Origin of the sequence: Acidovorax sp., from assembly GCF_034519795.1 — a bacterium.
Classification (GTDB): domain Bacteria; phylum Pseudomonadota; class Gammaproteobacteria; order Burkholderiales; family Burkholderiaceae_C; genus Acidovorax.
In genome coordinates, this window is sequence record NZ_JAXHOB010000020.1 from 379,156 (window position 1) to 396,832 (window position 17,677).

The following is a 17,677-nucleotide window of genomic DNA, read 5'->3' on the forward strand; positions in this document are numbered from 1 at the left end:
CGCTTGTTCAGCATGAACGCGAAGCTATTCTTTTCGTAGCGAAGCGGCCACCGCCTTCACGCAGTCGCGCAGCCACACGGCGGCGGCGGAGTGGTGCGTGCGGGCGTGCCACAGCTGGTAGTACATGAGGCGCGGAAACTCCACGGGGGCTGGCAAGATGGCCAGCGGCAGGTGGCCGACATAGCGCTCGCAGTACTGGCGCCCGGTGGTCAGCACAAGCAAGCTCGATGCCACGATGTGCGGTATGGCGCTGAAGTGCGCGCAGCGCGCCGTGATGTTGCGCGCCAGGCCCAGGCCGTCAAGGTGCACGTCGATCACGCCGCGCGCCCCCGGGTGGGTGGGCGTGGGGGCGATGTGCTCGGCGGCCAGCCAGCTCTCGGCGTCCCAGCCGCGGCGCACGGCGGGGTGGTCGCGGCTGACCAGGCACACCACCTCGTCGCCGAACAGGCGCCCCATGTGCAGGTCGTCCGGGGGCTGCGGCCAGTTGCCGATGACCACGTCCACATCGCCCTGCGCCAGGTGGGCGTGGTAGTGCGTGTCGCCCGACAGCGGCAGGATCTCGATCGGGCACATCGGCGCCTCGACCTTGATGCGCGCCACGAGCTGGGGCAGGAAGAACGGGTCCAGGTAGTCGCTGGCGGCCACGCGGAAAGTGCGCGTGGCGGTGCGCGGATCGAAGCCGCGCGCATCGGAGAACAGGGCCTCGGCCGAGCGCAGGATGGCCGCCGCCGGCTCCACCATGCGCAGCGCGGCGTCGGTGGGCATCATGCTGGCGCCCGAGCGCACCAGCAGCGGATCGCCCGCCAGGTCGCGCAGCCGCTTGAGCGCGGCCGACACCGCCGGCTGGTGCATGCCCAGGCGGACGGCTGCCCTCGATACGCTGCGTTCAGTCAACACGGTGTGCAAGACCCTTATGAGATGGAGGTCTATCTTGTCGAAAAGGGCGTGGTCTCGCATACAGGGGCCTGCATTCTTGTCATACGCCATCACGTATGCCGCTGTGCGCGAGGGCTGCGCTGCGCGGTGTGGGGAGTGGGGGCGCGGGTGGGGTGGGGGAAAAAGTGTCGGCGCACTGTACACCGCACACCCCCAGCGCCGTGCCCCTGGAAATCCCTGTGCAGGACCGCAGGCCCGCGGTCAAGCCCCGCGCAGTGCGGCTACCGCCTCGCGATGGCGCTCAGATCTCGTCGATGGCGGTGCTGCGGGCCTGCGCGGGCGTGTCCGCGCCGATGGCGAAGCGCTCGCCGGTCTTCACGTAGAAGCTGGCGCCGAAGCGCCCCACGGGATGGAAATCCTGCAGGCGCACACGCCAGCGTTCGGTGTCCACCAGGCCCTCGCGTACGCCCAGCCACTGCACGCGGCCGATGAAGACGTAGCGGCTGGCGGTCTCCAGCGTTTCGTGCAGCACGCATTCGAAGGCCACGGGCGCCTCGGCGATGCGCGGCGGCGCCACGCTGCGCGACGGCACGGGCGTGAGGCCGGCATGCGCCAGCTCGCTCTCGTGAGGCGGCAGGCTGTCGCCGCAGGCATGCATCTGCGCGGCCATGGCTTCGTCGGTGATGTGCACCACGAACTCACCGGTGCGCAGGATGTTGGCCGCCGTGTCCTTGAGCAGGCCGTCCTTCAGGCGGTTGATGCTGACCATGACCACCGGCGGGTCCTCGCCCAGCATGTTGAACATGCTGAACGGGGCGGCATTCACCGTGCCGTCTTCGCCCAGCGTGGTGATCAACGCGATGGGGCGCGGCACGATCAGGCTGGCCATGAGCTTGTAGCGCTGGTAGGCGTCTATCTGCGAGAAGTCGATGTCCATGGCGCCGCGCTTGAATAAATCGTATACGAAATTTTAGAACATGCCGTTGATTCAGATCGACATCGCACAGATCGTATACGATTTTCGCAATCAGCCCTGCGGCAGCTCTTCCGGCAGAGACAGGCGCGCCTCCAGCGCCAGCAAGTGGCGGTCCATGGCGTCGGCGGCGGCGGCGCCATCGCGCAGGGCCAGGTGTTCCACGAGCTGCTCGTGCTCCTCGTGCTCGCAGGTGGATTCGCCGGGTGCCTCGTACAGCGCGACGATGAGCGAGCAGCGCGTCATCAACTCCGACAGGATGCGCTGCAGCTCGGCATTGCCCGACAGTTCCGCCAGCGCCAGGTGAAAGCCACCCGCCAGCGCCACCCAGCGCGCATGGTCCTGCTGGTGCAGGGCCTCGTGCTCGGCGCGCATGCGCTGCTTGAGGCGCTGCAGCTCGCCGTGCGTGATGCGCGCAGCCAACATGCGCACGATGCCGGCCTCGATCACGCGGCGCGCGGCGAAGATGTCGCGCGTCTCCTTCGGGCCGGGCCGGGCCACCATCGCGCCCTTGTTGGGCACGATGTCCAGGATGCGCAGCTCGGCCAGCCGGTGCAGGGCCTGGCGCACCACCGTGCGGCTCACGCCGAAGCGCTCGCACAGCGCGGGCTCGCCCAGGCGCTCACCGGGGCGCAGCCGGCCGTGCATGACGGCGTCGAGCACGGCCTCGTACACCGGCTGGTCCAGGGTGGCGGCGGGTGGGCGGGAAGGCGTTGCGGCGGGCATGGGCAGAAAGGGGGCGCGGTGGCGTGCGACGGTGGAAAGCTGCAAGGGTGCGGTGTGCGCGCCAGTGTAGCCAGCCGCCCCGGTGTCACGGCAGCCGGCCGGCCCCCACGGGGTGTGGGGCAGCGGCCTTTTTTGCCCCCGATGGGCGCGCAGTCATAGCGCGGCAGGCATCCTCGTTATACGCTCTGGCATATGCGGTCTGTTGCAGGCGCGCATACGCTCTGGTTCTGACCGATTTGCCCGTTTTTGAGCACCCCACGCATGACGATGACCCACCGACCTCTTCGCTTCATCCGCCGCGGCCAGCCCGCGGCGCTGCACGACGTACCGCCCGACCGCACCTTGCTGGAGGTACTGCGCGAGGACCTGGGCTGCACCGGCACCAAGGAAGGCTGCGGCGAAGGCGACTGCGGAGCCTGCACGGTGGTGCTGGGCGAGGAGCGTGGCGGCAAGCTGCACTACAGCGCCGTGAACAGCTGCATCCGCCTGGCCCACTCGGTGGACGGCATGGCGCTGTGGACCGTGGAAGACCTGGCCGAAGACCCGCTGATCCGCCCCGCCGGCCCGGCCGCGGCGGCCGAGAAAGCCATCGCCCTGCACCCCGCGCAAGAAGCCATGGTGCAGTGCCATGGTTCGCAGTGCGGCTTCTGCACGCCGGGCTTCGTGATGAGCCTGTTCGGCATGTACCAGAACCATGTCTGCCACGGCCAGCCCATCACGCGCGAGCTGGCGCAGGAAGAACTCTCGGGCAACCTGTGCCGCTGCACAGGCTACCGCCCCATCCTCGACGCCGCCCAGCAGATGGCCGCCCTGCCCCCCGTGGCCGTCGATGAGGCGCAGGTGTTGCGCCAACTGGCCCAGTTGCAGGCACCGGCGGCCGACGGCACGGCCTACCTGGCCCCCACCACCCTGCCCGCCCTGCTCGCCGCACGCGCTGCGCACCCCGGTGCCCAGGTGGTGGCCGGCTGCACCGATGTGGGCCTGTGGGTCACCAAGATGCACAAGCAGTACGCGCAGATCCTGGACGTGACGCGCACGGCCGAGCTGCTGCAGCTCGATGAAGACACGCAGCGCATCACCATCGGCGCAGCGGTATCGCTGACCGATGCCTTTGCCGCCCTCACGCGCCAGTGGCCGCAGCTGCACAGCTTTGCCACACGCTTCGCAGGCCTGCCGGTGCGCAACTCGGGCACGCTGGGCGGCAATGTCGCCAATGGCTCGCCCATCGGCGACTCCATGCCGCTGCTGATCGCATTGCGCGCCCAGGTCGTGCTGGCCAGCACGCGCGGCGAGCGCACGCTGGCACTGGAAGACCTGTACACCGGCTACCGCCAGAACGTGATGGCGGCCGATGAGCTGCTGGTGCGCATCGTGGTGCCACGGCCGGGCGTGACCGAGGCCCTGCGGGCCTACAAGATATCGAAGCGCTTCGACGACGACATCTCCGCCGTGTGCCTGGTCATCAACCTGGACATCGAGGCCGGCGTGGTGCGCCGCGCCAGCCTCGGCGCCGGTGGCGTGGCCGCCACGCCGGCACGCGCGCGGCAGGCCGAAGCCGCCCTCACCGGCCAGCCCTGGTCGGCCGAGACCGTGCAGAAGGCGGCCGACGCCCTGCAGGCCGAGTTCAACCCCATCTCCGACATGCGCGCCAGCGGCGCCTACCGGCGCACCGTGCTGGCCAGCCTGCTGCAGCGCTTCTGGCTCGAAAGCCAGGGCCAGGACGCGGTGAGCGTGGAAAATTTCCGACTGGAGGCCAGCGTATGAACCAGCGTGACCCCTCTCCCCTGAGCCGCGACGCCGTGGACGATCCGGTGGTGGCGCAGGCCGATGCGCATGCCGACCAGCCCGTGGCGACGCCGCTGACGGCCACCCCGCCCGCAGCCCTGCGGGCCATGGGCCATTCGCACATCCACGAAAGCGCACGCGCCCAGGTGGCCGGTGCCGCCCACTACATCGACGACCTGCCCGAGATCAAGGGCACGCTCTATGCCTCGCCCATCCTCTCCACCGTGGCCCACGGGCGCCTGAACGGCGTGGACGCCAGCGCCGCCCTGGCCCTGCCCGGCGTGCGCGGCGTGGTGCTGGCGGCTGACGTGCCGGGCGACAAGATGCTGGCCGCCTTTGCGCACGACGAGCCGGTGTTCGCCATGGACACGGTGCAGCACATCGGCCAGGTGATCGGCCTGGTGGTGGCCGACACGGTGATGCAGGCGCGCCGCGCCGTGCGCGCCGTGAAGCTCGACATCACGCCGCTGCCGGCCGTGCTCACGGTGCAGGACGCGCTGGCGGCCGAAAGCTATGTGCTGCCCCCCGTTTTTGTGCGCCGCGGCGATGCTGCGGCCGGCCTGGCCGGCTCGGAGCACCGCCTGGAAGGCACTTTCGAAGTCGGCGGGCAGGAGCACTTCTACCTGGAGGGCCAGATCGCCTATGCCATGCCGCTGGAGCAGAAACAGCGGTGGGTGTATTCCAGCACCCAGCACCCGGGCGAGGTGCAGCACTGGGTGGCGCATGCCCTGGGCATCGACAACCACGCGGTGCGCGTGGAGTGCCGGCGCATGGGCGGCGGCTTTGGCGGCAAGGAGACGCAGGCCGGCCACCTGGCCGTGTGGGCCGCCGTGGCGGCGCACAAGCTGGGCCGGCCCATCAAGCTGCGCCTGGACCGGGACGAGGACTTCATGGTCACCGGCAAGCGCCACCCGTTCGCCTACCGCTACGACGTGGGCTTCGACGGCACGGGGCGCATCACGGGCCTGAACCTGCACATGGCGGCCAACTGCGGTTTCTCGGCCGACCTGTCGGGCCCGGTGGCCGACCGCGCCGTGTTCCACAGCGACAACGCCTACTACCTGAGCGACGTGGAGATCGCCTCCTACCGCTGCAAGACCAACACCCAGAGCCACACGGCGTTCCGCGGCTTCGGCGGCCCGCAGGGCGTGATCGTGATCGAGGCCATCCTGGGCGACATCGCACGCGCCCTGGGGCTGGATGCGCAGGACGTGCGCCTGCGCAACCTCTACGGCCGTGATGAATCCGAGGGCCGCAACGTCACCCACTACCAGATGACCGTGGAGGACAACATCCTGCACGAGCTCATGCCCCAGCTGGAGCGCGACGCCCACTACCGCGAGCGCCAGGCCGCCATCGCGGCCTGGAACGCCACCAACCCGGTGCTCAAGCGCGGCCTGGCGATCACGCCGGTCAAGTTCGGCATCAGCTTCACGGCCACCTTGTTCAACCAGGCCGGCGCGCTGGTGCATGTGTACACCGACGGCAGCGTGCAGGTGAACCACGGCGGCACCGAAATGGGCCAGGGCCTGCACACCAAGGTGGCGCAGATCGTGGCCGACGAGCTGGGCGTGCCGCTGCAGCGCGTGCTGGTCACGGCCAGCGACACCAGCAAGGTGCCCAACGCCAGCGCCACTGCCGCATCGAGCGGCACCGACCTGAACGGCCGCGCGGCCCAGTTCGCCGCGCGCCACGTGCGCGACAACCTGGCGGCCTATGTCTGCGGGCTCGATGGCTGCGGCGCGGGCGCCATCCAGTTCGCGGGCGGGCAGGTGATCTCGCCCAAGAAGGTGCGCGCCTTCGACGACGTGGTCAAGGAGGCCTATGCCAACCGCATCCAGCTGTGGAGCGACGGCTTTTACCGCACGCCCAAGATCCACTACGACAAGACCACGCTCACGGGCCGGCCGTTCTACTACTTCTCGTACGGCGCGGCCTGCACCGAGGTGGTGATCGACACGCTGACCGGCGAGAGCCGCGTGATCGCCGTGGACATCCTGCACGACGTGGGCCACAGCATCAACCCGGCCATCGACATCGGGCAGATCGAGGGCGGCTTTGTGCAGGGCATGGGCTGGCTCACCACCGAGCAACTGGTGTGGAACGACAAGGGCTACCTGGCGACGCACGCCCCCAGTACCTACAAGATCCCGGCCACGGGCGACATCCCCGCGCATTTCCGCGTGAGCCTGTGGCCCGAGGCCAACCGCGAGGACAACGTGGGCGGCAGCAAGGCCGTGGGCGAGCCCCCCTTCATGCTGGCCATCAGCGTTTACGAGGCGTTGCGCAATGCCGTGGCGGCTGCGCGCGGCGCAGGCGAGAACGAGCGTGCGCCGGTACAGTTGACCGCGCCCGCCACGGCCGAGAACGTGCTGCGGGCGCTGGGCAAGGTCAGCGGCTGACGGGCATCAATACGGCCCCAGCGCCATGCGACCGGACGATGTCATGTCGCGCGCGTGGCGCGTCTCCACCCGGTTGCGCCCGGCGCGCTTGGCGTCGTAGCAGGCCATGTCGGCCGCATTCAGCACCGAGGCCACATCGTGCAGGTGGGCGTCGAGCACCACCAGGCCGATGCTCACGCCCAGTGTGAAGCTGCGGCCCTGGTAGGACGGCTCCCAGGCCTGCACCGTGGCGCGCAGCTGCTCGGCCACGGCCTGGCCGCGCGCCAGCGGGCAGCCGGGCAGCACCACGGCGAACTCGTCGCCGCCCAGGCGCGCAGACCAGCCCACCTGGCGCACCTGGGTCTCGATGAGCCGCGCCACGTGGCGCAGCACGTCGTCGCCCGCATCGTGGCCGGCCACGTCGTTGACCAGCGTGAAATGGTCGAGGTCGAGGAACAGCACCACCCCGTCGTCGGGCGCATCGTCCACCGGTGCGTCCGATGCGCCCGGTGCACCGTTGGTTCGCGTGCGTGCCGAGCGCTCGGCCAGCAGCAGGGCCAGCCGGTGGTCGAAGGCCGAGCGGTTGTGCAACTGGGTGAGGGCGTCGTGCGTGAGCTCCCAGGCCTGCTGGTACTGCGCCTCGCGCGCGGCGGTGATGTCCTCCAGCATCCACACGGTGCCCCCGCCCAGCGCCTCGGAGTCCACCTTGCGGCCCTGCACGCGGGCCCAGACCGGGCTGCCGTCCTTGCGCACAAAGCACACGTCGCCATCGAAGGTGCCATGCGCCGCAAAGGCCGACTGCACACGCTCGCCCAGGCGGGCGTAGTCGGCGTCCGAGCCGTACAGCGTGCGTGCCGGCCGGCCCTGCAGCTCGCTTTCGGCATAGCCCAGCATCAGGCAGGCCTGGCGCCCCACCACTTCCAGAATGCCGTGGCGCGTGATGACGATGCCCACCGAGGCGTTCTCCAGGATGGCCTGGAACTGCCCGTGCAGCAGCGCGTGCAGGTGGTCCTGCTGGCGCTTTTGCTGCGCCAGCCCGTCGAACACCCGCACCAGCGCGCCCACCTCGCCCCGGCCACCGGGCCACTCGACGGGGCCCCGGGAATCATGCCGAAGCAGCTGCTGCGCGCCCCGCCACAGCTGGGCCAGGGGCTGGGCCATCCAGGCCATGGCCACGGCCAGCAGCAGCACGCCCAGCGCAATCACCGCCGCGGCCAGCCACCAGGCATCGCGCTGGGCGCCCTGCAGCGGCGCCAGCAGCGCCTGCGAATTGCTGACCCGGGCCACGAACCACTGCGGCAGCGGCATGCCGGCCACGCTCACGATGTGCTCGGGCTGCACCTCGGTGACCCCGCGCCCGACCACCGGCTGCGCACGGCGCAGCCACTCGGCGAACACGGGGGCCAGGCCCGGCTCGTCGCGCACCTGGCCCATGATGCGCGCGGGGTCGGTGTGTGAGAGGATGGTGCCGTCGCGGGTGAAGACCACCAGGCGCGAATCATCGCGCGCCGGCAGCGCCATGGACTGCGGCAGCAGGCCCTGCGACTGCAGCCTGAGCGCCCCGGCCACCACACCCAGCACGGCGCCCTCCTCGCTGTGCAGCGGCAGCGTGAACAGGATGCGCGCATCGCTGGTGCGCCCGGCAATCAACTCCGACACCTGCGGTTTGCCGTCGATCAGCGTGCGGCGCAGGGCATCGCGCTCGGACGGGTCCAGATCGGCCGCCTTGACCAGTTGGCCCGCGCGGATGTTGAGACGCAGCTCACCGTCCTTGCGGGCGACGTGCAGGGCGTCGAAGAAGCCCACCGCGGGCAGGCCCTGCTGCAGCAGCCAGTCCAGCGACGACGGCGACTCCAGCATGGCCGGGGTGATGCCCTGTGCCACCGTGCGCAGCACCTTCTGGCTCTGCTCGATCTTGCTGGCCAACAGCCGTGCCACCACCTCCACCTCATCGGTCTGCTGGCCGACCACGCGGCGCATGGCCTCCTGGCCTGCGGCACGCGATACCAGCCACACCGATGCCGCACTGGCCAGCACCATCACCAGCGCCGCCACCGCCATCAGCCGCAGCACCAGAGAGCCCGGCAGGCTCCAGGCAGGCTCTTGCGCAGCAGCGACGGGGTTGGCGGGTGGCGTCATGCGCTGTCCCGGTCTGGAGGGCTGCAGGTACGGACGATGAAGGAGGCAGGCATGGAAGCTGTAGGAAACAACAGGGCTTCCAACAAATATACGCAGCACCCGCCCGCCCGGGCTTGGGTGGAACCCTCACATCGCCCCAAGGAAAAACCCTAGTGGAGTTGAGTCAGCCGCCCGCCACGGACTGCAGCGCCATCGGCTGCGGCAACCTGAGCACGTTGCCGGTGCCCGCGACCAGGCCGTGCTCGCGCAGGTGGCGCATCACGCGCGAGAAGGTCTCGGGGGCGATGCCCAGCTGGGCGGCGATGAGCCGTTTGCGCTGGTGCAAGGTGACGCTCATCGCGCCGCCCGTGTCGGGCTCGGCGTTCTGCAGCAGCCATTGGGCGCAGCGCGCCTGGGCGTCCTGCGCCAGGCGGCTCACGGCCAGGCCCGACTGCTGCTGGTAGCCCGTGGCCATGTTGCGCAGCAGGGCCTGCACGGCGGGCGGCAGCTCGGCGCAGTGGCTGCGAAAGGCCTCCACCGACACATGGCGCAGGTGCACAGGGGTCTGGGCCACCATGTCCATGGCGCAGGGCTCGCCCAGCAGCGCCGAGGCAGCGTCGAGCCAGAACGGCGCCTCCACCACACCGAGCTGGTGGCGCATCTGGCCGTGCTCGCACACCCCCAGCAGCACCCGCCCGCGCTCCAGGTGGGCCACGGTGGCCAGGGTCTGGTGGCGGTGGCGCAGCACGTCACCGGCCGCAGCGATCTGGACCTGAGCAGGCAGGGAGAAAAGCGAAGTGGGCAGCATGGCCCGAACTGTGCCGCGCGGTGCCGTGGAGCGCATTGAGCAAGATCAAACCGGCGCCACAGGCGCGGCCTCGGCCCGGCGTCCGTTTTCTGTAAGCAGTTGTTCGGCCAGGGGCATGGAACTTGCAAACCCGGCCGGCTGGTTCCGCCCGCGCACCATGGTGCGGCATGCGGCCGGTACCAGAGCCCTGTGCCGGATTTCCGGCCCTTTCTTCACCCCCAGGAGTACACAATGAAAACAAACCTGATTGCCCTATCACTCGGTGGCGCCCTGCTGTGCGCCAGCGCAGCCACCCAGGCCCAGAGCTCGGTCCAGCTGATGGGCCTGACCGACGTGTTCGTCGGCTCCCTGCGCAACGCCGGCGATGCCGGCCGCGCGACGGTGCTCAACAGCGGCGGCATGACCACCTCGTGGTTCGGCGTCAAGGGCACCGAAGACCTCGGCGGCGGCCTCAAGGCCAACTTCGCGCTGACCTCGTTCATCAAGGTGGACAGCGGCGTGCAGGGCCGCTTCGTGAACGACACCTTCTTCTCGCGCGATGCCAACGTGGGCCTGTCGGGCGGCTTCGGCACGGTGACGGTGGGCCGGGGCCTGGCGCCCAACTTCCTGCCCTCCATCCTGTCGAACCCGCTGGGCGATTCGTTCACCTTCGCGCCGCTGATCCTGCACATGAACGTGCCTCTGTTCAACGGCACCGGCTGGACGGCCACCACGCCCTCGGACACCGGCTGGTCCAACGAAATCATCTACAGCACGCCCAGCCTGGGCGGGCTCACAGTGAACGCGCACTACCAGGTGGGCGAGGTCGCCAATGACAACGGCAAGAAGAACATCGGCCTGAACGCGCTGTACTTCAACGGGCCGCTCACGCTCACCGGCTTCTACGAACGCGACCAGGTCGGCAACCCCGCCGTGCCCAGCACCTACCTGGGCACCACCAAGAGCGACTGGATGCTGGGCGGCGCCTACGACTTCACCGTGGTCAAGGCGTTTGCCAGCTACGGCCAGGCCAAGGCCGACAACACCGCCAACAAGGCCAAGACGCTGCAACTGGGCGTGTCCGTGCCGGTGTTCAGCACCGGCAAGGTGCTCGCATCATGGGCCCGGACCGAAATGACGGCCACCGACGTCTCGCGCAAGACCTTCACGCTGGGCTACGACCACTTCCTGTCCAAGCGCACAGACCTGTACGCCATGCTGATGAACGATCGCATCACCGCCCGTACCACCGGCAACAGCTTCGGCTTGGGAATCCGCCACAGGTTCTGACCCCAGGGCCGCGCAAGCGGCCCTGGCAAGCTACAGCACCAGGATCGCGCGGAAGTCGTTCACATTGGTGTGCGTGGGCCCGGTGACCAGCAGGTCACCCAGGGCCGCGAAGTAGCCCCAGGCGTCGTTGCGCTGCAGGGCGTCTTCGATGTCGGCGCCCACCGCGTGGGCGCGGTGCAGGGTGTCGGGCACCACGAAGGCCCCCGCGTTGTTCTCCACGCCGTCGATGCCGTCGGTATCGGCAACCAGGGCCCAGACCGACGCTTCGCCCTGCAGCGCCTTGGCCAGCCCCAGGCAGAACTCACCGGCGCGTCCGCCACGCCCGCGCGGGGTGCCGGGCGCGCGCGGGCGCACCGTGACCGTGGTCTCGCCACCCGAGAGGATGACGCAGGGCTTGGTGAACGGCTGGCCCCGGCGCGCCACAGAGCGCGCCATGGCCGCGTGCACCTTGCCCACCTCGCGCGACTCGCCTTCGATCTCGTCCGAGAGGATGACGGCATCCACGCCCGCCGCGCGCGCCGCCGCGGCGGCCGCCTCCAGCGCCTGCCAGGGCGTGGCCACCAGGTGCACCGCGTGGCCATCGAACACGGCATCGCCGGGCTTGGGGGTTTCCAGCGCCCCGTCGCGTAGCGCCTGCTGGGTCTGCGGCGGCAGCGCGATGCCGTAGCGTGCGAGGATGCCCAGCGCATCGGCGCAGGTCGTCGCATCGGGCACGGTGGGCCCGCTGGCGATGACCGAGGGGTCGTCGCCCGGCACGTCGCTGATGGTCAGCGTGACCACGCGCGCCGGCGCGCAGGCCGCCGCCAGCCGCCCGCCCTTGATGCGCGAGAGGTGCTTGCGCACGCAGTTCATCTCGGCGATGTCGGCCCCGCTCTCCAGCAGGGCGCGGTTGATGCGCTGCTTGTCTTCGAGCGTCAGGCCCTCGCCCGGCAGGGTGAGCAGCGAGGAGCCCCCGCCCGAGATCAGGCACAGCACCAGGTCGTCGGCCGTCAGGCCTGCGGTCAGGTCCAGCAGGCGCTGTGCGGCGGCCGCGCCGGCGGCATCGGGCACGGGGTGCGCGGCCTCGACCACCTCGATGCGCTGCGCCAGGCCCTCGGGCCGGGGCGGGATGTGGCCGTAGCGCGTGACCACCAGGCCCGACAGCGGCGCATCGTGCGGCCACAGGGCTTCGAGCGCCTGGGCCATCGCCCCACCGCCCTTGCCGCCCCCCAGCACCAGGGTGCGCCCGCGGGGCGGCGCGGGCAGCCAGGCACGCATGCCGTGCAGGGGCTGGGCGCTGCGCACGGCAACGTCGAACAGGCCGCGCAGAAAGCCGCGCGGATCGGTGTGGAAATCGGGCAACCCGCCGGCTTGGGAAGAAGAAGTTTCGGACATGGAGCCCATTGTGCGCGGCCTCGGGCGAACCAGTGGAAACCCGAAGCCGCTGTAACGCAACTGTCACGGCCAGCCGGTATGGTGGACCCCCTAGAAGTGACAAATTGCAACCATGGCGCATCCCAAGCAAGAACGTCTCGACCGCATGCTGGCGCTGCTGTCGCCTGCGGCGCGGCTGGGGTCGGGACCGCTGGCGCGGCTGATGCGCAGTGACGGCCTGTACTGCGTTTTCCAGCCGCTCGGGGACCTGCGCGAAGGCAGCATCTTCGCCCATGAGGCCTTGATCCGGGGCCCCGAGGGCTCGGCCCTGCACACCCCCGACGTGCTGCTGGACCTGGCGCGGCGCGAGGGCCTGCTGCTGGATTTCGAGCTGGTGTGCGTCTTCACGGCGCTGCGCGACTGGGGCGACCACGGTGCCCCCGGCCGGCTGTTCGTGAACATCAGCGCCGATGCACTGGTCCACGCCGTGGAGCTGTGCGGCGAGCGCCGCCTGGGCGAGGCGGTGCGCAGCTTCGGCGTGAGCGCGCGCATGCTGGTGTTCGAGATCACCGAGCACGAACGCGTGACCGACATGCCGGCGCTGCGCGAGGCCATCCGCGAGGTGCATGCCTGCGGCGCGCGCCTGGCGCTCGATGATTTCGGCGACGGGCGCTCCAGCCTGCGCCTGTGGTCCGAGGTCAAGCCCGACTTCGTGAAGATCGACCGCTACTTCATCCACGACATCAGCGAGCACCCCGAGAACCTGCAGATGCTGCAGGCCATCAAGGGCATTGCCGACGTGTTCGGCACGACCTTGATCGCCGAGGGCATCGAGACGCGCGACGACCTGCGCGCGCTGCGCGACCTGGCCATCCCCTACGGCCAGGGCTGGGTGCTGGGCCGCCCTGCCCGCACCCCGCGCGAAGCGATCGACGGCCCGGCGCTCGACGTGCTGCAGGACCGCCGCGTGGCAGTGCTGCCGCACCTGGGCCAGACGGCGCGCCCGGGCATTCTGCGCAGCCTGCTGGTGGTGCAGGCGCCCACCGTGACGCCCTCCTCCACCAACGACGAAGTGGCCGCCCTGCTGCAGGAGCGGGTGGACCTGCATGCGCTGGCGGTGGTCGATGGCGCACGCCCGGTGGCGCTGATCAACCGCCAGCAGTTCATGAACCACTACGCCACGCTGTACTTTCGCGAAGTGCATGGCCGCAAGCCCTGCATCGGCTTTGCCAACAGCACGCCCCGCGTGGTGGAACTCGACTGCGACGTGGACCAGCTCGTGGGCATCCTCACCTCGCAGGACCAGCGCTACCTGAGCGACGGCTACATCGTCACCGACAACGGCCGCTACGTGGGCCTGGGCACCGGCGACCAGCTGGTGCGCGCCGTGACCGAGACGCGCATCGAGGCCGCGCGCCATGCCAACCCGCTGACCTTTCTGCCCGGCAACATCCCCATCAGCATGCACATGCAGCGCCTGCTGGAGAGCGGCACCGAGTTCGTCGCCTGCTATGCCGACCTGAACAACTTCAAGCCCTTCAACGACCACTACGGCTACTGGCGCGGCGACCAGATGATTCGCCTGGTGGCGCGCCTGGCCACCACGCACTGCGATCCACGCCGTGACTTCGTGGGCCATGTGGGGGGCGATGATTTCATGCTGATCTTCCAGAGCAGCAACTGGCTGCAGCGCTGCAAGAACATCGTGGACGAGTTCGCGCGCGAAGCGCTGACCCTGTTCGACGACGGCGCGCGCGCGGCAGGCGGCATCCATGCGGAAGACCGCCACGGCGTGCGCCGCTTCTTTCCGTGCACCACGCTGGCCATCGGCGCGGTGCGCATACAGCCCGGCATCTACCGCCACGCCGAAGAGGTGGCCAACCTGGCCGCCGTGGCCAAGCACGAGGCCAAGCTGGCATCCACCGGCGTGGTGCTGCACGGCGGCGAGCTGCCCGGGCCGCCGCACAACGCGCTGCGCGCGTTGCAGAGCGTGCTCGCAGCCTGAGAGGCTGCGCCGGGCTCAGCGCAGCATCAGGGCACCTTCGCCCCGTCCTGGAACCAGCGCCCGATCAGCGCGCGCTCGGCGTCGGTCATCTGCGTGGCGTTGTTCATGGGCATGAGCTTTTGCACCACCGATTGCTGGTACACCGCCTGGGCATGCTGCTTGACCAGGGTCGGCGAATCCAGGCGCAGGTTCTTCATCTGCACCTGGGCGCCATGGCACAGGTAGCAACGTTGTTCGAGCACCGTCTGCACGGCGGCGAATTCGCCACCGGCGCCCGCTGCAGCGGGGGCTGCTGCAGCCGGGGTTGCGGCTGCAGGCGCAGCCTGCGAGGCTGCAGGAGCCCCGGTGACCGCAGGCGCTGTAACCGCCGCCGGCTTGGCGGCAGCCACCGGTGCAGCCACCGGTGCCGGCCGCATCCAGACAATGGCGCCCAGCAAGGCCACCACGCCCACCAGGGCATAGGGCAGCGGGTTCGGGTTGCGGCCGAGCTTGTAGCCGTGGCGCATCACGAAGAACTGGCGGATGGCGGCACCCGCGAACATCATGACGATCAGCACCAGCCAGTTCTGCGCATGGCTCCACAGAAAGCTGTAGTGGTTGCTCAGCATCGCAAAGATCACCGGCAGCGTGAAGTAGGTGTTGTGCACGCTGCGCTGCTTGCCGCGCTTGCCGTGGATCGGGTCCACCTTCTGGCCGGTGCGGATCTGGCGCACCACGGTGCGCTGGCCGGGAATGATCCAGAAGAACACGTTGGCGCTCATCGAGGTGGCGATCATCGCGCCCACCAGCAAAAAGGCCGCGCGCCCGGCGAACAGATGGCAGGCCAGCCACGAGGCGATGCACACCAGCACCAGCACCAGACCGCCGACGATGGCGTCGCCATTCTTCTTTTGCCCGAAGATGCGGCAGATGCCGTCGTACAGCAGCCAGAACACGACCAGGAAGGCCAGCGCCGCGCCAATGGCCGCCGGCGGCGCCCAGTCCATGCGCGACTTGTCGATCAGGTAGGTGCCCGCGCTCCACAGGTAAGACACCGTGAACAGCGCAAAGCCGCTGAGCCAGGTGCTGTAGCTTTCCCAATAGAACCAGTGCAGGTGCTTGGGCAGCTCGGGCGGGGAGACGGCGAACTTGACCGGGTGGTAGAAGCCGCCGCCGTGCACGGCCCAGAGCTCGCCGCTCACGCCCTGCTTTTTCAGGTCCTCGTCTTCGGGCGGCGTGAGGCTGCTGTCCAGAAAGACGAAGTAGAACGACGAGCCAACCCAGGCGATGGCGGTGATGACGTGGACCCAGCGCAACAGCAGGTTGGCCCAGTCGAGAAGGTAGTGTTCCATTTTTTTCTCAACCTTGGCGGCGTGGGGGGACACACCGCCTGAACAACCTGCTCACCACTGCGGGCGCTCTGAGCAGAAGATGGGGTCGCGCACCATGGCAAACCAGGTTTGCCGGGGCACCGCTGCGACCCATGGGACCGGTGCCGCAACGGCCTGCCAGATCCCGGGTGAAAGTGTATGCAAAAACTGTTCTCAATTCCAGTCTGTAAGGTAGCAATCAGGCCTGGGAATACCCTTGCAGCGGATTTGCCACAGCCTGCACTGCCGCCACTGATTGCAAGAGTTGTGCCGCAACCGCCACGGCAATCACCTCGGGCTCCTTGCCGGGGATGCCCGGCACGCCGATGGGGCAGGTCACATGCGCCAGCTCGCTCGGGCTGAAGCCGCGCGCCGTGAGCCGGCTGGTGAAGGTGGCCCACTTGGTCTTGCTGCCGATGAGCCCGATGAAGGGCAGGTCGCCGCGCTCGCGCTGGCGCTTGAGGCACGCGGCCACCACGTCCAGGTCCTCGGCGTGGCTGAAGCTCATGATGAGCACGCGCGAGCCCGGTGCCAGCGTGGGCACGGCCATCTGCACGGGCTCGGAATGCTCGCAGTGCACATTGGGCGGCAGCGTGTCCGGAAAAATCCCGTCGCGGCTGTCGATCCAAGTGAGCGCAAAGGGCAGCGGCGCCAGCGTGCGGGCCAGGGCGTGACCCACATGGCCGCCACCGAACAGCGCCACGGGGTGCAAGCGGGGCGCCAGGCGCGCAGCCAGGGCCGGCACGTCGGCAGCGCACGCCCGCTCGAACACGATGTGCACCACCCCGCCGCAGCACTGGCCCAGCGCCGGCCCCAGTGCAAAACGCACAGGTGCGGGGTCGCTCGCCTGCGCGAGCGCCAGGCGGCGGCGCGCCTCGGCAATCGCCTGGTGCTCCAGGTGCCCGCCGCCGATGGTGCCCACCAACCGGTCGGCGAACACGGCCATCCAGGCCCCGGATTCACGCGGCACGGACCCTTGGGTAGACTCCACCCTGACCAGACACGCCGGAGCAGCCGCAAGGCCCTCCAGCAGCAAACGCAAATCCGTCACCGCCATCCTTTCGAAATGCCCGGTGCCACTGCCTATTGCAGCGGCCGTAGCCACCTACACAAAGCCCACCATGTCCGTTACCCCGCCCCCAAGCAACCCCGGCAAGCGCGGCCACTGGCTGCTGGCAGGCATCATGGCCGCGGGCGCCGCCCTGGTCGCAGCCTGCAAAGGCACTCCAGAACCCCCCTTGGCGCCAGAGAGCCGCCCACCCACCAGCACCACCACCGATACCTCCACCGTCCGGGGCCCCGTGCCGGCCTCTGCCGGCTCCGCCCGGGCCTCTGCCGCCGCCACGCCCCGCGCCTACCGGCAAGATGGTGCCACCCACGTCTACGGCCTGAACGCCGAGCGCATCTTCAAGGGCCGGCTGCCTGCGCATCTGTATGCCATTGGCGTGCTCGAAGTGGACATCGACCGCACCGGCAAGGTCTCGCGGCTGAACTGGCTGCGCGCCCCGCGCCATGCGCCCGAGGTGGTCAAGGAGATCGAGCGCACCGTGCGGGCCGCCGCCCCGTTCCCCGTGCCCACCCGCCTGGGCAAGGTCACCTACACCGACACCTGGCTGTGGCACAAGAGCGGCAAGTTCCAGCTCGACACCCTCACCGAAGGCCAGGACTGATCAAGAATTAATCAGGAGCCCCGGTAGGTCGAGTAGCTCCACGGGCTCACCAGCAGCGGCACGTGGTAGTGCTGGTCTTCGTGCGCAATGCCGAAGTCCAGGTTCACCTGGTTCAGAAAGTTCGGCTCGGGCAGCTGCACGCCCTTGGCCTTGAAGTACCCCGCCACGTCGAAGCGCAGCCGGTAGGTGCCAGCGCGCAGGCTGGCGTTGTCGAACAGCGGCGCATCGGTGCGGCCGTCGTGGTTGAGCACCAGGCGCTGCAGCAGCGTGGCGGCGTCGCCGTGGGTGGAATACAGGGCCACTTCCATGCCGGCGGCGGGGCAGCCGTGCATCGTGTCCAGAACATGTGTGCTCAAGCCCATAG

General features: G+C 69.5%; 14 protein-coding genes. 5 read left to right on the forward strand and 9 right to left on the reverse strand.

Annotated features, from left to right (window positions below):
- Nucleotides 1-24: 24 nt before the first annotated feature.
- The 3 genes from U5N23_RS22965 to U5N23_RS22975 form a co-directional block, all read right to left on the reverse strand.
- The gene (locus U5N23_RS22965) at nt 25-957 is read right to left on the reverse strand and encodes a LysR family transcriptional regulator (protein WP_322595038.1); all 933 of its coding nucleotides are present in this window, start codon (nt 955-957) and stop codon (nt 25-27) included.
- Nucleotides 958-1,177: 220 nt separating this feature from the next.
- Entirely contained in the window at nt 1,178-1,813 is a 636-nt protein-coding gene (locus U5N23_RS22970; protein ID WP_322595039.1) for a flavin reductase family protein, read from the reverse strand.
- A 90-nt stretch (nt 1,814-1,903) separates the two neighbouring features.
- Nucleotides 1,904-2,575 carry a GntR family transcriptional regulator gene (locus U5N23_RS22975; RefSeq protein ID WP_322595040.1) on the reverse strand — a complete coding sequence of 224 codons (672 nt, stop codon included), beginning with the start codon at nt 2,573-2,575 and terminating at the stop codon, nt 1,904-1,906.
- A 267-nt stretch (nt 2,576-2,842) separates the two neighbouring features.
- On the opposite strand from U5N23_RS22975, the gene xdhA reads away from it, so the two are divergent.
- Both xdhA and xdhB read left to right on the forward strand, forming a co-directional pair.
- On the forward strand, nt 2,843-4,339 hold the full coding sequence (gene xdhA, locus U5N23_RS22980) for a xanthine dehydrogenase small subunit (protein WP_416208654.1): 1,497 nt from the start codon (nt 2,843-2,845) through the stop codon (nt 4,337-4,339).
- The gene (gene xdhB, locus U5N23_RS22985; RefSeq protein WP_322595042.1) at nt 4,336-6,762 is read left to right on the forward strand and encodes a xanthine dehydrogenase molybdopterin binding subunit; all 2,427 of its coding nucleotides are present in this window, start codon (nt 4,336-4,338) and stop codon (nt 6,760-6,762) included. The genes xdhA and xdhB overlap by 4 nt, the downstream gene beginning before the upstream one ends.
- Nucleotides 6,763-6,768: 6 nt before the next feature.
- Here xdhB and U5N23_RS22990 read toward each other — a convergent pair whose 3' ends face one another.
- Together U5N23_RS22990 and U5N23_RS22995 are read right to left on the reverse strand one after the other, a co-directional pair.
- A complete protein-coding gene (locus U5N23_RS22990; RefSeq protein WP_322595043.1) occupies nt 6,769-8,880 on the reverse strand; it encodes a diguanylate cyclase domain-containing protein in 2,112 nt (703 codons plus the stop codon).
- Between the two features lie 163 nt (nt 8,881-9,043).
- The gene (locus tag U5N23_RS22995) at nt 9,044-9,667 is read right to left on the reverse strand and encodes a Crp/Fnr family transcriptional regulator (protein ID WP_322595044.1); all 624 of its coding nucleotides are present in this window, start codon (nt 9,665-9,667) and stop codon (nt 9,044-9,046) included.
- A 231-nt stretch (nt 9,668-9,898) separates the two neighbouring features.
- On the opposite strand from U5N23_RS22995, the gene U5N23_RS23000 reads away from it, so the two are divergent.
- Complete coding sequence (locus tag U5N23_RS23000) at nt 9,899-10,936, forward strand: porin (protein WP_322595045.1); 1,038 nt, start codon at nt 9,899-9,901, stop codon at nt 10,934-10,936.
- 30 nt (nt 10,937-10,966) lie between these two features.
- Here the strand turns inward: U5N23_RS23000 and U5N23_RS23005 are convergent, their stop codons facing one another.
- Nucleotides 10,967-12,319, reverse strand: a complete 1,353-nt coding sequence (locus U5N23_RS23005; protein ID WP_322595046.1) for a glycerate kinase — start codon at nt 12,317-12,319, stop codon at nt 10,967-10,969.
- Between the two features lie 103 nt (nt 12,320-12,422).
- Here U5N23_RS23005 and U5N23_RS23010 point away from each other — a divergent pair, with 103 nt between their 5' ends.
- Nucleotides 12,423-14,294, forward strand: coding sequence for a phosphodiesterase (locus U5N23_RS23010; protein WP_322595047.1), 1,872 nt, complete (start codon nt 12,423-12,425; stop codon nt 14,292-14,294).
- Between the two features lie 26 nt (nt 14,295-14,320).
- On the opposite strand, the gene U5N23_RS23015 is transcribed toward U5N23_RS23010, so the two are convergent.
- Nucleotides 14,321-15,625, reverse strand: a complete 1,305-nt coding sequence (locus U5N23_RS23015) for a urate hydroxylase PuuD (RefSeq protein ID WP_322595048.1) — start codon at nt 15,623-15,625, stop codon at nt 14,321-14,323.
- Nucleotides 15,626-15,842: 217 nt separating this feature from the next.
- Nucleotides 15,843-16,700, reverse strand: coding sequence for a xanthine dehydrogenase accessory protein XdhC (xdhC, locus tag U5N23_RS23020; protein ID WP_322595049.1), 858 nt, complete (start codon nt 16,698-16,700; stop codon nt 15,843-15,845).
- A gap of 127 nt (nt 16,701-16,827) precedes the next feature.
- On the opposite strand from xdhC, the gene U5N23_RS23025 reads away from it, so the two are divergent.
- Nucleotides 16,828-17,313, forward strand: coding sequence for a hypothetical protein (locus tag U5N23_RS23025; protein WP_322595554.1), 486 nt, complete (start codon nt 16,828-16,830; stop codon nt 17,311-17,313).
- Between the two features lie 11 nt (nt 17,314-17,324).
- On the opposite strand, the gene uraH is transcribed toward U5N23_RS23025, so the two are convergent.
- A complete protein-coding gene (gene uraH, locus U5N23_RS23030) occupies nt 17,325-17,675 on the reverse strand; it encodes a hydroxyisourate hydrolase (protein ID WP_322595050.1) in 351 nt (116 codons plus the stop codon).
- Between the last annotated feature and the right edge of the window lie 2 nt (nt 17,676-17,677).

Bases quoted from the DNA above. Each gene is read 5' to 3' on its own strand.
- xdhA (WP_416208654.1), top strand. From the start codon at position 2,843: ATGACCCACCGACCTCTTCGCTTCATCCGCCGCGGCCAGCCCGCGGCG.
- U5N23_RS22970 (WP_322595039.1), bottom strand. From the start codon at position 1,813: ATGGACATCGACTTCTCGCAGATAGACGCCTACCAGCGCTACAAGCTC.
- U5N23_RS23010 (WP_322595047.1), top strand. From the start codon at position 12,423: ATGGCGCATCCCAAGCAAGAACGTCTCGACCGCATGCTGGCGCTGCTG.
- U5N23_RS23000 (WP_322595045.1), top strand. From the start codon at position 9,899: ATGAAAACAAACCTGATTGCCCTATCACTCGGTGGCGCCCTGCTGTGC.
- U5N23_RS22965 (WP_322595038.1), bottom strand. From the start codon at position 957: ATGCGAGACCACGCCCTTTTCGACAAGATAGACCTCCATCTCATAAGG.
- U5N23_RS22975 (WP_322595040.1), bottom strand. From the start codon at position 2,575: ATGCCCGCCGCAACGCCTTCCCGCCCACCCGCCGCCACCCTGGACCAG.
- U5N23_RS22995 (WP_322595044.1), bottom strand. From the start codon at position 9,667: ATGCTGCCCACTTCGCTTTTCTCCCTGCCTGCTCAGGTCCAGATCGCT.
- uraH (WP_322595050.1), bottom strand. From the start codon at position 17,675: ATGGGCTTGAGCACACATGTTCTGGACACGATGCACGGCTGCCCCGCC.
- U5N23_RS23005 (WP_322595046.1), bottom strand. From the start codon at position 12,319: ATGGGCTCCATGTCCGAAACTTCTTCTTCCCAAGCCGGCGGGTTGCCC.
- U5N23_RS23015 (WP_322595048.1), bottom strand. From the start codon at position 15,625: ATGGAACACTACCTTCTCGACTGGGCCAACCTGCTGTTGCGCTGGGTC.
- xdhB (WP_322595042.1), top strand. From the start codon at position 4,336: ATGAACCAGCGTGACCCCTCTCCCCTGAGCCGCGACGCCGTGGACGAT.
- xdhC (WP_322595049.1), bottom strand. From the start codon at position 16,700: ATGGCGGTGACGGATTTGCGTTTGCTGCTGGAGGGCCTTGCGGCTGCT.
- U5N23_RS22990 (WP_322595043.1), bottom strand. From the start codon at position 8,880: ATGACGCCACCCGCCAACCCCGTCGCTGCTGCGCAAGAGCCTGCCTGG.
- U5N23_RS23025 (WP_322595554.1), top strand. From the start codon at position 16,828: ATGGCCGCGGGCGCCGCCCTGGTCGCAGCCTGCAAAGGCACTCCAGAA.